This is a genomic window from Aeromonas eucrenophila (assembly GCF_000819865.1).
GTDB classification, from domain to species: Bacteria; Pseudomonadota; Gammaproteobacteria; order Enterobacterales; family Aeromonadaceae; genus Aeromonas; species Aeromonas eucrenophila.
In genome coordinates this window covers 448,009-462,181 of sequence record NZ_CDDF01000005.1, presented here as the reverse complement: position 1 = coordinate 462,181, position 14,173 = coordinate 448,009, and the positions used below count along the sequence as shown (strand labels likewise).

Genomic DNA, 14,173 nt, shown 5'->3' with positions numbered 1-14,173 from the left:
TGACGCCCCCTTTGCTCTATACCTGCCCCTTCTCTGGCCGCGTTTTGGTACCTCTGCGGTTCAGCGGTGGGTTCCTGGCGCCGATTGCCAGTTACCCGCCTCTTCGGCACAAAAGTTGGCCAAGCGCTGCAAGACTTGCTGCACGGCGCTATTAGCCGCCATCACACCGCCATAAGGATTGGCCTCGGCCGCCACCACCGCTTCATCGAATTCGCGCCAGGCCAGAACCTGACGACTGTCGTTATCGACCAGGTAAGCGCTCAGTGTGAAGCGGGTACGGCTGGGCGAATGATCGAACTCATGCTGCAAACGGATGACTTCGACATCGAGGCGCAGCTCGCCGGCCGCCCCGCTGGGGGCCAGAACGACGGCGCGGAAGGCGCCGGTGCCCTCGAGCGCGGCGACGATGCGCGGGGCGAGCATCCTGGCCGGCGTATCGACCCATTCACTGTGCGCGAAATACTCCAGCTGATATGGCTCGCGGACGTAGATGATGTGCTGGCTATCGAAACCGGGCGCTGCACGCGGCGGATTGACGATCAGCGTCGGCGCCCTGTTCGATCTAACCGCCGGCAAGGCGGTCACCGGTGGGACAGGCCCGGCACCGGAAAGCGAATAGAAGGCCGGTGGTGGCTCCTCGGTCGCACCAAACATGCTGCAGGCGCCGAGCAGGGCCAGCAACAGCGCGACGACGACGAGCCTGAACAAGGGTAATCGTGTGTGGCTGATCATGGCTTCCGGCCTCTCTCGGATGCTTCTCCCGGGCCATCCGGCACCGGTTTGCGGCCGAACAGCAGCCCGGAGGGATTGCGCTCGGTCTGTTCGCTGAGACGACGCAGTGAGCTGCTCAGCACGCTGAGCTCGCCGATCAGGCGCTCCAGTTGGGGCAGGGTTTCCGCCGTGAAGCGGTTGATGTCGCTACCGACTGCGTTGATGGTCTTACCAGCGCTGGCGCTGGTGCCGGCGAGTTCATTGCCCATCTTCTCGACGGCGTCGGCCGCCTGGCCAATGTGCTCGATCAACGGCTCGAGTTCGGTGCTCGCCCGCGCACTATTTTTCATTGTCCGAGCGGCATCGATAAGGCCAGCATCGATGCTCTCGTTGCGGGCGGCCAGGGTATGCGCCACCTGGGCGAGATCGGCCAGGGTGCTCTTGAAGGCTGCCTGATTTTCCGGACCGAGCAGGGCGTTGAAGTTGTTCGAGGTACTGTCCAGCTTGGCCAGCACGCTGGTCAGGACGTTCTCTAGGCGTGCGGAGAGCGAGGGCTTGGTGAGGATCTGCGGATAGTCGTCACCGGCCCTGGCCTGTAGCAGGGGCTGATCGTTGGCACCACCGCTCAGTTCGACGTAGGCGATGCCGGTCAGACCTTGCGTCTTGAGGACGGCCACTGTGTCCTGCTTGATCGGCGTGCCGTGATCAAGGGCGAAGAGCAGATTGACCCGCTCGGGATTGACCGGGTCGAGCTGGATCTGCCGCACCTTGCCGACATCGACGCCGTTGTATTTGACCGGCGCATCGATATTGAGGCCGGCGACCGACTCCTCAGAGATCGCGAGATAGAGATCGTATGTCTTCTGGAAGGCGCCGCCCGAGGCGAGCCAAAGTATGACGGCGATCAGCATGGTGCCGAGGATGACGACGAAGCTGCCGACCAGGGTGTAATTGACTTTCGTTTCCATCATGTGGCCCTGCTCTGTTGCTGGGCGGCCCGCCCGCGTGGACCGTCAAAGAATTTCCGGATTGCCGGCAGATCGATGTCCGCCAGCTCGGCCATAGAGCCAACCCCCAGCACCTTGCCATCGCCGAGCACGGCGACGCGGTCGGCCACCTGCCACAGCAGATCGAGGTCATGGGTGATGAGGACGATGGTCAGGCCGAACAGGTCGCGCAGTTTGTGGATCAGCTGGTCAATCTCGCCGGCGCTCTCGGGATCGAGCCCGGCGGTCGGCTCGTCGAGAAAGAGCAGTTCCGGATCCAGGGCCAGGGCGCGAGCGAGTGCGACGCGCTTCATCATGCCGCCGCTCAGCTCGGCCGGATACTGAGCGCCAGCGGCGGGTTCAAGGCCGCTCATCGCCAGTTTCCTGTCGGCGATTTCGTCGATCAGCCCATCGGCCAGCTCGGTGTGCTCGCGCAGCGGCAGGCCGACGTTCTCCCTGGCGGTCAAGGATCCGAACAGGCCGCCACTCTGGAACATGACCCCCCAGCGCTGGCGCAGGGCGAGCGCCGCGGTGTCGGCAATATTGCTCAGATCGACACCCAGCACCTGGATCGAGCCCGATTCGGGTTGCTGGAGCAGGATGATCTCCCGCAGCAGGGTCGACTTGCCCGAGCCCGAGCCGCCGATGAGCGCGAAGATCTCGCCGCGGTCGATGACCAGATCGATCCCGGCATGCACTATGTGCTCACCGAAGCGCGTCTTCAGCTGGCTGATGGCGATGGCCGGGGTGGGGTTGAGAATTTGGCCCTTCATCTCAGAGATCCAGGGCACTGAAGGCGACCGAGAACAGGGCGTCGGCCAGGATCACCAGAAAGATGGAGTGGACGACGCTGCGCGTCGTCTGCCGCCCGACACTGTCGGCCCCGCCATGGGTGCGAAACCCCTGGAAGCAGCCGACCGTCACTATGATGGCGGCAAAGACCGGCGCCTTGCCGATGCCGATCAACAGGTCAGTGACACTGACCGTCTTGACGAAGCGATCGAGGAATTCGGCTATGCCGACGGCCAACTGGACCCGTGCCATCAGCATGCCCCCCAGGACACCGAGCAGATCGGCGAAGACAGTGAGCAGGGGCAGCGCCACCAGCAGGGCGAGCACCTTGGGCAGGACCAGCATGTCGAGCGGCGGTATGCCGATGGTGCGCATGGCATCGATCTCCTCGGTCACCGCCATGGTTCCGATCTGCGCCGCGTAGGCCGACCCCGAGCGACCGGCGACGATGATGGCGGTGATCAAGGGGGCGAACTCGCGCAACATCGAGAGGCCGACCAGATCGGCGACAAAGATGTTGGCGCCGTATTGGCGCAGCTGGTCGGCCCCCTGATAGGCGACGACGATGCCGAGCAGGAAGGAGAGCAGGCCGACGATGGGCAACGCATCGAAACCGGCGCTGCGTATGTTGTAGAGGATGGGGCGCCAGCGAATGCGTGCCGGGTGGGCCAGCCAGCCGCCAAAGGCGATCGTGTATTCGCCGATGAAGGCGAGCAGGGCACGACTCTGTTCCAGGGTGGCGACGGTGCGGCAACCCAGGCTGGCGAGGTGGGAAAGCGCAAGGGGGGGAGCCGGGACAGCTGGTTGCTTGACGTCCAGATCCTGGTCTAGAACCGCGAGTAACAGGGCGAACTCGGGGCGTAACTGGCGCAGTTCGACGCCGGCCGAATCGTCACGCAGACGACGCAGCAGTTTTTGCACGACCCAGGCACCGACCGTATCGAAGGCCTCGATGCCCGAGGCGTCTATGATCCAGTCAGAACCCGCCGGGACCGACAGCGCATCGAGCTCACCGGTGAGCCGGCCTACACCGCGCGCCGTCCACGCACCCGATAGCACCAGTGCCTGCGGTGTCGTTTGGGTGATGGCAGCCGGTGCGGTCGTAGTCAGGATCATGGTCCGCCCGCCTGTTGATAGCTTGAGTGACCCGAACAGGCGACGCGCCAACGCGCCACCATAGATGGATTGACTCGCCTGAGCAAAGGACCCGCCGACACGCCACGGTCAGCGGACCTACTGCACGAGATAGCTGTGGATAGCAGCCCTTGCCTATTGGTCGACCTCGACCCTGATGTCATGTTTGACAGAGGTCACCCCCTCGACGCCCTCGGCAATCGAGACGGCCTTGTCCACCGCCGCCTGATCCGCCGCGCCACCGCTCAGGACAACCGCCCCGGCCTGGTCGGTATCGACATGGATATTGACCAGGCTGGAGATTTGATCGGCGGCCAACTCGGCCTTGATCTTGGTGGTGATGACCGAATCCTCGACATATTCCATTGCCGTCGATTCGGTTGTCATCGACGCCGCAGCATCGGCACCATAGGAGGTCTCGGCGGCATGGCCAGCTACCGGTAGCAGCAGGCCGGCTAGGAGCAAGGGGGCTCTGAGTTTGTGGTTCATGATGGATCCTTCCCTGAAGGTTGAAAAGCGCGCGCCCGGCAGCACCAATGCAATCCGTTCACCGTGATGAAGGTTTAACACGAGGCTGCGCTAAGTTCTGTACGGCATCGTACATAACTCTGGCTGTGGGGGAGAACGCATGGCGTTATGACCCACCATTAAGAGCTGCTACCCGACAAGCGCGTTTTACACTGGCGAGTGAGATCCCAAAGTGTTCGGCGGTCAATTTAATGCTTGCTGAGTTCTCTTTACGCCAGGTAGCGACGGCAGCATCGTCAATTATCTTTTCGCGTCCGAGCGTCTTGCCCTCTGCCTTCGCCTTGGCAATCCCGGCCATCTGACGGGTTTTGATGTTCGAGCGCTCCAGCTCTGCAACAGCGGCCAACATGGTGAGCATGGCTTTGCCGATGGGCGTGGACAGGTCAAATCCCTCCCGCAGACTGATGATTGAAACACCCTTACCCTGCAGTGCCTCAACCGTATTCAATACGTCGATGGTATTGCGCCCAAGGCGGTCGACAGCGGGAACGATCAGCGTGTCACCCTTGCGTATGAACTTGAACAGCTCGGCGAATCCTGGACGCTGTAGCGCCTTCACTGCCCCAGATACACCCTCGTCAGCAAACCAGGTCTCTACCTTGTGAGTCTGCTCAATGCTGTGACGCTGCGCTCCAATGCTCTGCTCGCCCGTACTTACCCTGAGATACCCTATCACCGCCATGGTATGTCCCTTTGCTTGGCTCATAATCTATGGCTCTAAATGTAGGGGTGGCTCATATAAAAAACAACACTATTGAGCTAGTGGTTTGGGAGGAGTGGCTGACTGGGTCAAAAGGTACACGTTGCGAGCCACTACAAAGCGGCAAAGAGGACCAAGGCAGTTCTAGCCTAACCAATTAAGTTGCTCGCTATCCATTTCTGGTTCATGTCAAATGGTTGGAGCCTAAAGCAAGTCACGCCAGATCCCATCGGACTCGATCAACCTAACAAGAGCTTGCGCACTGAATCCGTCGGCATACAGTGTCTCCTCCTCGATCTCAACCTCAGCCTCGCCCATCTGTTCAAACGAGCGCAGATAATGCGGTTCATCGCGCAAAGCGATCTCCATGATCTCGCGGGAGACGACGTGGAAACCATCGACGACCTCACCATCAAATTCAATCGAAGTATCCACAACCCAGGCATGCAGGGCTGGCAGATGACTGAAATCACTCAGCAATAGAGCTGAACGCAACCCTTGGTCATTTAGCAAGGCTTGAAGCACAACCGGTTGCTTGCGCTTTAACTGCCTCGCCGCCTTGCGCAGGGTATTGGTTCGATGCAGCCAGACGTCATGACGAGTTGAACGGATGAAGCCCGACTTGACCTCCAGCAGCAACACTACCCCATCCAAGTGACAGAGCAGGTCCACCTCACCAGCATCGCGCTCGTCACTCAATGGTGGTTGGTAGCCCACGACGACGCTGAACCCCCTCTGCCTTAGCGCTTCGGCGAGGGTGTGTTCAATACGCTCCGTTTCACTGCGCAAAGCTGGCCGGCGTTGTTCAACACGACGCAGGTTATTCACCGCAGCGGTCAGATTGTTCTGTTGACCGGCAACCCAGGGAAACTGAAAGCTGTAGCGTCCAATCTTGTAGAAGGGCCGCTCGTACAGTCGTGGTGACGGCATGTTAGGTGCTTGCCTCATCTGCGCGGATAGAGCCTGCAGATCACTGGTCCAGAACTTCAGGATGGCACTGGCCGCTTCGGTGTCGCCCTTGGGATGCTCAGGACTGACGGTCCAACCACAAATACGACGGACCTTCTCTTCCGGTTCCGACCAAGTTATTGGAAAGCGATTCTCGCCTTGCATAAGCCCTTCCAGAGCTAATTGACCAAGGGCTTTCGCTGCTACACCTGAGTCGTCCATATAGCGAAGAAAAGGATGAAGAAACGCCTGCTCAAAAAACACTGTAGTCAGCTCACTGGCTAATATCGTGTGGTGCAGGGCTACCTCCGTTCCGTCGTTCAGTCTGACCCGCTCACCCAGACCGAAAATCGTCTGCAGGTAAAGCTGACTACGGATGGCCTTGATGCAGGCCAGCTGATTCGCCTCGTGGTTTTCTGGTCTACCGATGATCCTGCCAGCCATGTCCGAAGCTGCAAACTGGTCAATGGCACGGTACATCCAGTAGTGCCAAAGCAATCGGCTTTTTCGCTCGGTACGCTGCCAGCGCTGTGAGCCCGTATCTATTTTGTTGAAGATGACCGGTTGTCCCGGTTTGAGCTGGTAACCGCAATCACTGTCAAAACAGAACCAATTGATGGAATTCTCGTAGTCGATTCGCTCGCGCATAGCGGCAATAAGCAAGGCGACCGATTCGAGGTTGGCAACATTCTCTCGCCCCACACCTGACTGTGGAAAAAGGATTGGCGACAAATGACGCTTGAGAGAGCTGCCGAGAGCTTCCTCTGTCAGTTGAAAATCACGCTCAGAGCAATTAGACAGCTTGCGCGCGATGAGCCGATCATAGACATCCCAATCTTCCGCAGAACTGTCTCTACCCTTAGCGGCGCCAAGTTGCCCATAAGCGATCACGCTCAAATAGGAAAGCAGCTCTAGCAACGAAAGCGACTTCAAGTGGGTCTCAGCCAGTGCAATTGCTTCGTCGAATGGTTCGAGTTGCTCAAGTAAGCGATCACAGACGCCGAAAAATTCGCACCAATCCTCGCTGACGAGATTGTCCCGGAGATGCCGCCAGAGCGCTGAATCGGTGCGCGTAAAAAGCTTCGAATAGCGAATTGCCCAGCGAAGAATTCCAGGATGACAAACGGCCAGATGATCTAGCAACGCAGTACTGATCGCATCCTCACAATGCAAAATACGCCCTAATGCCAAGCTTGCCAGCTGAGCACCTTCCAAGTTCGCTGGCTCCCACCAGAAGGTCGCGGCAGCTAGTCCGGCAGCACGATTGCGCGCGGTATATTTGCCACTCGGACGTTGATCCAAAAAGGCGTGCAGGCACTCATCAAGTGCTACGAATGGGGCAAGCTGCTGCGCATATCCAGCAAAGAGAATTTGGTAAAATTCCTGGCATTGCCGCTCCTGGCCCTGCATATCTGGTGATCCTTTTCCAGCCGTTGAACCTTGATATTCAAAGATATTGAAATTAACCATTCATTTGAGACCCACGGCGAGTCGGGCAATCTGTATGGAAGGAAATAGTTAACACGTTTCCCTGAAGGGGGGAATAACGGATAAGGAGCCAAGAGCTAGCGATTGCAGATATGGTAAACAGGGCAGCAAATCAAAATGCCCCACAAATGCCCCACAGAACAGGGGGACCGGAAAAGCACAAGGGCCTAGCCGAAGCTAAGCCCTTGTTGAATGTGGTCGGTGTGAGAGGATTCGAACCTCCGACCCCTTCGTCCCGAACGAGATTGCATCACTGGATACACCGATGAAATCACTGGTCTACATTGTTACAATCTAGGCGCCTGTTGTGATCGGTACTCGTCTTTAAGTACATCAATCTGAGTAACGTCTCGGCCAATAACTGGTTGTGGTAGTAACCGTAGAGTTCCCGCTTATTTCTTGCTTCGGGATGGTCGACGTGCCGCACCGGGGGTCATCGGCATCAACCAGCGCTACATAAGTCAAATTAATACTTACTTTTAGTTGCTTATCGGGATCTAGACATTGCTCGAGACGAGCCAGGCGGCCGGACAAAGTGCGACTATTCATACATTCCCCTTTTGCAGTAAAGATTCTTCAAGTACAGCTAACCGTTCTTCTACGTCATGCAGGCTGCGAATCTTGAGAGCTAACAGTTCGGCATCGATAGAACCCTCAGGAGTAACAGGTTTAAGCGTTGGATATGCCCGCTCGATAACCAACTTCACGGCATGAATATCCCCTGCATCAACCGCAAGCCTGAGTTGCTTGAGTGCCTCGGCGGTGAGCGTGGCCGGTAACTGATTGCGCTTGCCAAGTGCGCCTTTGGGTCGACCCGCAGCGTTACCAGACTTCCCATGTTGATATTTCATGTTTCACTCCTGACACCTGATACATTGCAGCTGGATGCTGTGCATTTACACAGCAGCTTCTGTTAATTCTCTGTTTTTTACAGGCTTCAGCTCCTATTACCCGAAGTTAAATTGACCTGGGTCCACCCAGCTCCGAAATAGTGGAGAGATACCCACAAGGCATAACGACACCTCCCGCACATCCAACTCAATATCCATTTTGACTCGGTTTATTACTTTCCCCCTTTCGGCTTGAACAGAGCCCTCAAATTCTCTACGCCCTTCAGCCCGGCCTTCTGGTTGTCCTCTGGGCTGCGCTGGATATTGGCACCAGTCGGCAGCCCCTTATGCAGTTCTGCCTCAAGGTCCTCACCGGCCATTACCCGGTGTACAAACTGGATATACGCCTGTTCGAACACCGGGCGGTACGCATCAAGGCTGAGGGTCTTCCTTTCCCAGTTCGTCGCCATAGCCGCGCGCTTCACCACCGGGTGCGAGTAGCGTTGACAGCGAACTTCCCGCAGTGCCTGCTCGATATTAGGCAGCCCCAGATCCTCCGGAGTGATCTGACACCACTGGATAAACTGACCGGGAGAAGGGAAAAACGGGCAATCCTTGCTACGCGCCACCCTCATACCCTGGCTAAGTTGTTGGTGGCTGGTGCAATTCACCTCCACCAGCGCCTTGGTCCACACCGCCAATACCCCCTGCTGCATCTCGGGTGTCGGGAAGGCTTGTTTCCAGGCGGGGAAGATAAGCTTGAGCTGATCCAACAACTTAGAAACCACTTGAGTGTCGCGCTCCGTCACACGGGGCGCAGTGGGCTTCACAGGAGGTAATGCCGACCCATCGCTGGGCAGCTTCGCCAAAACTTCAGTAAGAGATTTCATGGTCATTAGAACAACCCCTCGAGTAAGTTATTGAGTTTTTCGGCATTCATGGTCTTGGTCAGATCCCACTCCACACCACGGGGTACAGAGCGGTTTGCGAGAGTACTGCTGCCCCGGTCTTGACACCGACTCAGCCATGAATTGATAAACCGCGTGATGCCCGCCTTCGTCTTACGCTTGGTTGGATTGGCCAACAGCCAGCCGCACATAGCCCGCAGCTCCTGCACCGAGTCCACCCCCGGGTACAGAGTCTGCATCTGGGCAGTGAACTCTGCCGTCACCGGATACGTAGCACCAGTGTTGAGCAGCAGCTCGATGATGACGGGCTCTTCAGGGATAGTCGGTACGGTAGGAGGAGTACGCTCAGAGGCTGCAGGTGCGGGTTGGGCTAATTGGTTAACAGGCGAGAGGACAGGAAGAGAAACAATTGTCCCTTCGACCATCACCTGCGTGGAGTCCGCTGTTGCGGGCACCACGCTAGTGTTTTCTGTTTTTGTCTTTTGATTAGTGTCTTTTGTGTTTCCCTGTTTCGGGGAAGTACCTTTCCCCAACTCAGGGAAACGACCTTTCCCTGTTTCGGGGAAGTACCTTTCCCCAACTCAGGGAAACGACCTTTCCCTGTTTCGGGGAACTCTTCCACAAAACGGGGAAGCTTGCATTCCCACTCAGAAAGGACCTTATTAATACCAATTTGATGTCCCTTCCTCACCAGTACCCCCATTGTCAGCAACTGATTCTTGGCCGTGCTCACCCTGGTCTCCGGCAACCCGGTGAGGGCAGCCAATTGCCCGTTGCTAATCCAATCGTAGGGCTGGTTAAACCCATCGGTTTTGCGGATCACAGCCAGCGCCACCTTGAACTGATGTTTGGTCAAATTGGCCGCTACCAGCGCATCAAGCAGTTGATTGGCAATGCGGGTAAAACCTTCCCCACAATCGGCCATCTTCAACATGCCACTAGTCACTTGCATATTAGGCAACCTCACCGGTGTGGTGAGCAGTGCGACGGGCCAGGAATTCGGCCAGATCACTGATCCGGTATTTGACCAGACGACCGACCTTGAGATAGGGCAGGTTGTAACGGCCGGTAGAACGCCAGACGGCCAACGTCGATACCTTCACAGCAAGGACCTCAGCGGCAAGTTTGTCGCCAACGTTAACGGGAGGATTTTTGGGATCAAAACCGAGTTGCGCGGCAATCTCAGCCTTGAGATTGGCAATATCGGTGGAGGGGGGAGTGTGCATGAAACTAACCTCGTTCAGTTTGATATGACGGGGTTAGGTTAGGTATTGGAGAGACTCGATTACAGACCACTCTCCGCGGAAACTGTACATCCTCCGCGGAGAGTGTAAACCGATGTAGAGATCACCTTCCGACCAAAAGTGTCTCCAACGAAGCCATTTAAATCTGAACTTCTACATTTCGATTGATTGAAGTGGCTTCGCCGCATTTTAGCGCTTGGCCTTCTTATAATCGGAAAGCCACTTGCACAGGACCCTCTCTGTTACCCCATATGTTATGTGGTTACGACGGGCAAACTCGCTCATATTGATGAGACCACTCTTGTCCCAGTCCTGCAGGGCCTCAGCCTTCCGGTCTCGGTTAGCTTTATGGTTTTCATCGTTAGCCTTTTTTGACCCTCGCTGTAATGCCCCATCAACTCCCGATTTTATAATGCTTGCCATATGGCTCACCAGAGTCTTAACTCTTAATGAAAGCAGATTATTTTGCTCTGCAAGAGAACGGTAATGATCATTGCTGCTATGAAACCCCCTATCTATTGCAGGTTCACGGTTCAGGAGGTCAACATAGAGCATATTCTGCGCAGCGATCTCCGCTACTTGGTCCGGGGTGTAGATCCTCTGAAGCTCCTCGGCCAATGCACTTGTTTGTTTGTGGTATTCTTCCTCGGAAGTGATCTCTTTCCCAAACTTCCAGCTTTGTTCATCCATCAATCTCTCCTTGTGTACCACCGAATTTGATGACCAACGAGGCAGGAGGGAACTCTGTTATTTGCCCATCGGGCTAGGCTGGCCACTGCTTACTTGGGTTCTGGTTCCCCCGGTCTCACGCAAATTGCTGCGGATCGAACTACTGCCGACGTTTGATGGTTGCCCCTTCGGCTGATTGCTTGATCCCAGCCGCCTCCATCATTGCGTTTGTTGCCGTCTCAACGGACTGGCGCACGGGGTCAAGATCCAGACGGGCGTAGATTGTCGTTGCCTGATGTGTTTTGTGGTTAAGTGACTTGCCAATAATTGACAGCGAAGCGCCAGTCTTGGCCTGCCAGCTCCCCAGGGTACGGCGTAGATCGTGTATACGCAGGTCAGCCATGTCATAGGTCGCAGGGTCTATTCCAACCTCATCGGCCAACGCGCGATAACATCTCTCAGCGACAACTGGCGCTTGGGCTATTTGCAATTCCGCCTGTTGGCGCTCCTCACTGGTGAGCTTGCCCAGCGCATCCAGATGGTCGAGCAGACGGCGCAGGCTGGCGCGAATTAAAATTGCCGTCCATGCCTTTTTCGGTTCGACCAAATGCCCTGTTTTGCCCTCGCCGGGAAACACGAAAGAGGCGTGCCCGGTTGTATGCTTGCGGTTAGCGAGAACCGTTACTGCCTCGGGTGATAGAGTGACGTTCTGTGGGGTGCCGTTCTTGGTCATACCGATCCGCCAGATGCGGGCATCAAGGTCGATATCGCGCCAAACCATCTCCTGTACGTTGGAGCGTCTGGCGCCTGTCAGCAGCGACAACCAAAAGAAGTCGGCAAGACTCGATTCGTTGATGGCAGCAAACAGGTATGGTAGTTCGGACGCTTGAACAAAACGATCGCGTGAAGGCGCCGGATTTTTTTGTATGCGGCTTGCCGGATTGGTACCGCTGAATATCTCCAGGTCGGCGGCGAAGTTGAACACCGACGAAACGATGGCGAGCGCCCGGTCGGCCTGGGCTGCACTTTTCTTCGTGGTTTTGGTGTGGATTGCCTTGATATCTGAGCGAGTGATTTGCGACAACTTCTTCGACTTAATCGGCTCCAGATACATGCGCAGGGTGTCGCTATAGTCACGCTTGGTGCGCTCACCGATGGGAGTTCCATCGCGCTTGCGCTTCTCGACCAAGAACCGCTCGAACATCTCAGTAAAACTTGGCTCTTCCCTAATTGCACGACGAGCAGCGGCGGGGTTCGCACCGGTGGCAAACTCGCCAAGAATCTTCTGCGCCTCGTTACGGGCTTGTTCGACTGTCATTTCGGGGAAAGAACCGAGCTTGATCCAAGCAATCGAGGCACCGGCACGCTTTACAACGTAGAAGGAGCGAGCGCCCGCTGCGGTGATCCGCATTGCCAGCTTTGGAACTACAGTATCGTATACTGCTAAGCGCTTTCCCTGCTCAGGTGGCGTGAGTGACGATAGGTCCGTTTTGGTGAATCTAAACCTTTCCATGATCCTGCCTATCTCCCTCAGGCTAACACCGGGCTAACACGGGCGAACAAATCTGGACTATTTCCGTGTTAGCCCAGAAAGCAAGATTAGGCCTAACGCATTATTTTGTATAGAGTCGCATAGGGTAATAAATGCGAGGGTATCCATACACTCTCTCATTCGTAATGCGAAGGTCGTAGGTTCGACTCCTATTACCGGCACCAGATAAAACAAAGGGTTAACTTCATCGAGAAGTTAACCCTTTGTGCTTCTTGTCATTTGGGCCCAGCCAGGGATCCCGGATTAATCACGCCAGAGCCCAACCCCCCTTCACATGCCTGTTATGGCCTGCTCTTCCATGGGATCCCTGACAGGCCAACTGGGACAACGGTTAAGGAATGAGGTCCCCATAGGCGGCCAGCTCCAGCATAACGGCACCTGGCCGGGATTTTTCATCCAAGACGCCTCTTACTGCACCGCATAGATCTGGTCGAATACCCCACCCTCCTTGAAGTGAGTGCGCTGGATCAGCGGCCACTCACCGAAAGTCTTCACCACGTTGAGGAAGCTGACCTGCGGGAAGCGGTCGGCAAATTCGGCGAGGATCGCCGGGTTGCGCGGGCGCAGGTAGTTGTTGGCGGCGATGCGCTGGCCTTCGTCAGACCACAGGTATTTCAGATAGGCCTCGGCCTCCTTGCGGGTGCCCTGCTTGTCGACGACCTTGTCGACCACTGCCACCGGAAGCTCGGCCACGGCGGTGACACTCGGGTAGACCACCTCGAAGTTGCCACGGCCGAACTCGCGGGCGATCATCTCGGCTTCGTTCTCGAAGGTGATCAGCACGTCGCCTATCCGGTTCTGGATGAAAGTAGTGGTGGCGGCGCGGCCACCGGTGTCGAGCACAGGGACTTGCTTGAACAGCTTGCCGACGAACTCCTTGGCCGCTTTCTCATCGCCCCCCTTCTCCAGTACATAGCCCCAGGCCGACAGGTAGGTATAGCGGCCATTACCCGAGGTCTTGGGGTTGGGCACTATCACCCGCACGCCCTCTTTGAGCAAATCGGGCCAGTCCTTCAAGCCCTTGGGGTTGCCCTTGCGCACGATGAACACGGTGGCCGAGGTGAAGGGCGCGCTGTTGTCCGGCAGTAGGGTCGCCCAATCTTTCGGCACCAGGCCGCCATGCTCGGCGAGGGCGTTGATGTCGGTGGCCATGTTCATAGTGATAACGTCAGCGGGCAGGCCCTCGATGACGGCGCGCGCCTGCTTGCTCGAGCCGCCGTGGGACATATTGATCTGCAGCGGCTGACCGCCTTCTGCCTGCCAGTGTTTCTGGAAGGCTGCGTTGTAGTCCTTGTAGAAGTCACGCATCACGTCGTAGGAGGCGTTGAGCAGGGTAGCAGCCTGGGCCAGTGGAGCGAGGGCCAGGCCTGCGGCGAGCAGGGTGGCGGGCAGTAGTCGTTTCATTGCACGTCCTTGGAATGAGTGTCGAGTGACCAACTATATGATTCCCTCAATTATTCTTTGAAAGAATAATAAGTTCGCAGCTTATGCAATTTGTGGCATGACTCTGGCTGGGTTCAGTGGATGAGATGGATGGTGGCAGTGATTAGGCTACCGGTTTTCGCAGCTAGATGAAGGCAGGAGAGGCTGATGCATATCATCGGTAGCACTTGTGCTGGCTGATCCCATGTTTGGCGAGTAAATCTCTAACTCTCCCATATGGGTTGGTGTCATCACATATAA

15 protein-coding genes and 1 tRNA gene are annotated in these 14,173 nt (G+C 56.7%); all 16 read right to left on the bottom strand.

Annotated elements, in window-relative coordinates:
• Positions 1–60: 60 nt before the first annotated feature.
• Positions 61–732, bottom strand: coding sequence for an ABC-type transport auxiliary lipoprotein family protein (locus tag BN1124_RS06115; protein WP_042640092.1), 672 nt, complete (start codon positions 730–732; stop codon positions 61–63).
• Entirely contained in the window at positions 729–1,682 is a 954-nt protein-coding gene (locus BN1124_RS06110; RefSeq protein ID WP_197066168.1) for an MlaD family protein, read from the bottom strand. The genes BN1124_RS06115 and BN1124_RS06110 overlap by 4 nt, the downstream gene beginning before the upstream one ends.
• Positions 1,679–2,470, bottom strand: a complete 792-nt coding sequence (locus BN1124_RS06105) for an ABC transporter ATP-binding protein (protein ID WP_042640090.1) — start codon at positions 2,468–2,470, stop codon at positions 1,679–1,681. Before BN1124_RS06105 ends, BN1124_RS06110 begins: the two co-directional genes overlap by 4 nt.
• Before the next feature lies 1 nt (position 2,471).
• On the bottom strand, positions 2,472–3,605 hold the full coding sequence (locus tag BN1124_RS06100; protein WP_042640088.1) for an ABC transporter permease: 1,134 nt from the start codon (positions 3,603–3,605) through the stop codon (positions 2,472–2,474).
• Positions 3,606–3,758: 153 nt separating this feature from the next.
• Positions 3,759–4,112 carry a BON domain-containing protein gene (locus BN1124_RS06095; RefSeq protein WP_042640086.1) on the bottom strand — a complete coding sequence of 118 codons (354 nt, stop codon included), beginning with the start codon at positions 4,110–4,112 and terminating at the stop codon, positions 3,759–3,761.
• A gap of 145 nt (positions 4,113–4,257) precedes the next feature.
• Positions 4,258–4,857 carry a recombinase family protein gene (locus BN1124_RS06090; RefSeq protein WP_231553605.1) on the bottom strand — a complete coding sequence of 200 codons (600 nt, stop codon included), beginning with the start codon at positions 4,855–4,857 and terminating at the stop codon, positions 4,258–4,260.
• Between the two features lie 198 nt (positions 4,858–5,055).
• Positions 5,056–7,269, bottom strand: coding sequence for a nuclease-related domain-containing protein (locus BN1124_RS06085; RefSeq protein ID WP_231553604.1), 2,214 nt, complete (start codon positions 7,267–7,269; stop codon positions 5,056–5,058).
• A 213-nt stretch (positions 7,270–7,482) separates the two neighbouring features.
• A tRNA-Ser gene (locus BN1124_RS06080) sits at positions 7,483–7,552 on the bottom strand.
• Between the two features lie 280 nt (positions 7,553–7,832).
• Complete coding sequence (locus BN1124_RS06075) at positions 7,833–8,138, bottom strand: hypothetical protein (protein ID WP_042640081.1); 306 nt, start codon at positions 8,136–8,138, stop codon at positions 7,833–7,835.
• 212 nt (positions 8,139–8,350) lie between these two features.
• A complete protein-coding gene (locus BN1124_RS06070) occupies positions 8,351–9,013 on the bottom strand; it encodes a replication protein P (protein WP_048822929.1) in 663 nt (220 codons plus the stop codon).
• Positions 9,013–9,453: a hypothetical protein gene (locus tag BN1124_RS20465; protein WP_156128089.1), complete on the bottom strand. Its 441-nt coding sequence runs from the start codon at positions 9,451–9,453 to the stop codon at positions 9,013–9,015. Before BN1124_RS20465 ends, BN1124_RS06070 begins: the two co-directional genes overlap by 1 nt.
• Positions 9,450–9,959, bottom strand: a complete 510-nt coding sequence (locus BN1124_RS20525; protein ID WP_052445575.1) for a replication protein — start codon at positions 9,957–9,959, stop codon at positions 9,450–9,452. The genes BN1124_RS20465 and BN1124_RS20525 overlap by 4 nt, the downstream gene beginning before the upstream one ends.
• 19 nt (positions 9,960–9,978) lie before the next feature.
• Positions 9,979–10,251, bottom strand: a complete 273-nt coding sequence (locus BN1124_RS20685; RefSeq protein ID WP_082041440.1) for a helix-turn-helix domain-containing protein — start codon at positions 10,249–10,251, stop codon at positions 9,979–9,981.
• 207 nt (positions 10,252–10,458) lie between these two features.
• Positions 10,459–10,959, bottom strand: coding sequence for a hypothetical protein (locus tag BN1124_RS06060; RefSeq protein WP_042640079.1), 501 nt, complete (start codon positions 10,957–10,959; stop codon positions 10,459–10,461).
• Positions 10,960–11,098: 139 nt separating this feature from the next.
• Positions 11,099–12,451 carry a tyrosine-type recombinase/integrase gene (locus tag BN1124_RS06055; RefSeq protein WP_042640077.1) on the bottom strand — a complete coding sequence of 451 codons (1,353 nt, stop codon included), beginning with the start codon at positions 12,449–12,451 and terminating at the stop codon, positions 11,099–11,101.
• 447 nt (positions 12,452–12,898) lie between these two features.
• The gene (locus BN1124_RS06050; RefSeq protein WP_042640076.1) at positions 12,899–13,894 is read right to left on the bottom strand and encodes a sulfate ABC transporter substrate-binding protein; all 996 of its coding nucleotides are present in this window, start codon (positions 13,892–13,894) and stop codon (positions 12,899–12,901) included.
• Positions 13,895–14,173 lie beyond the last annotated feature (279 nt).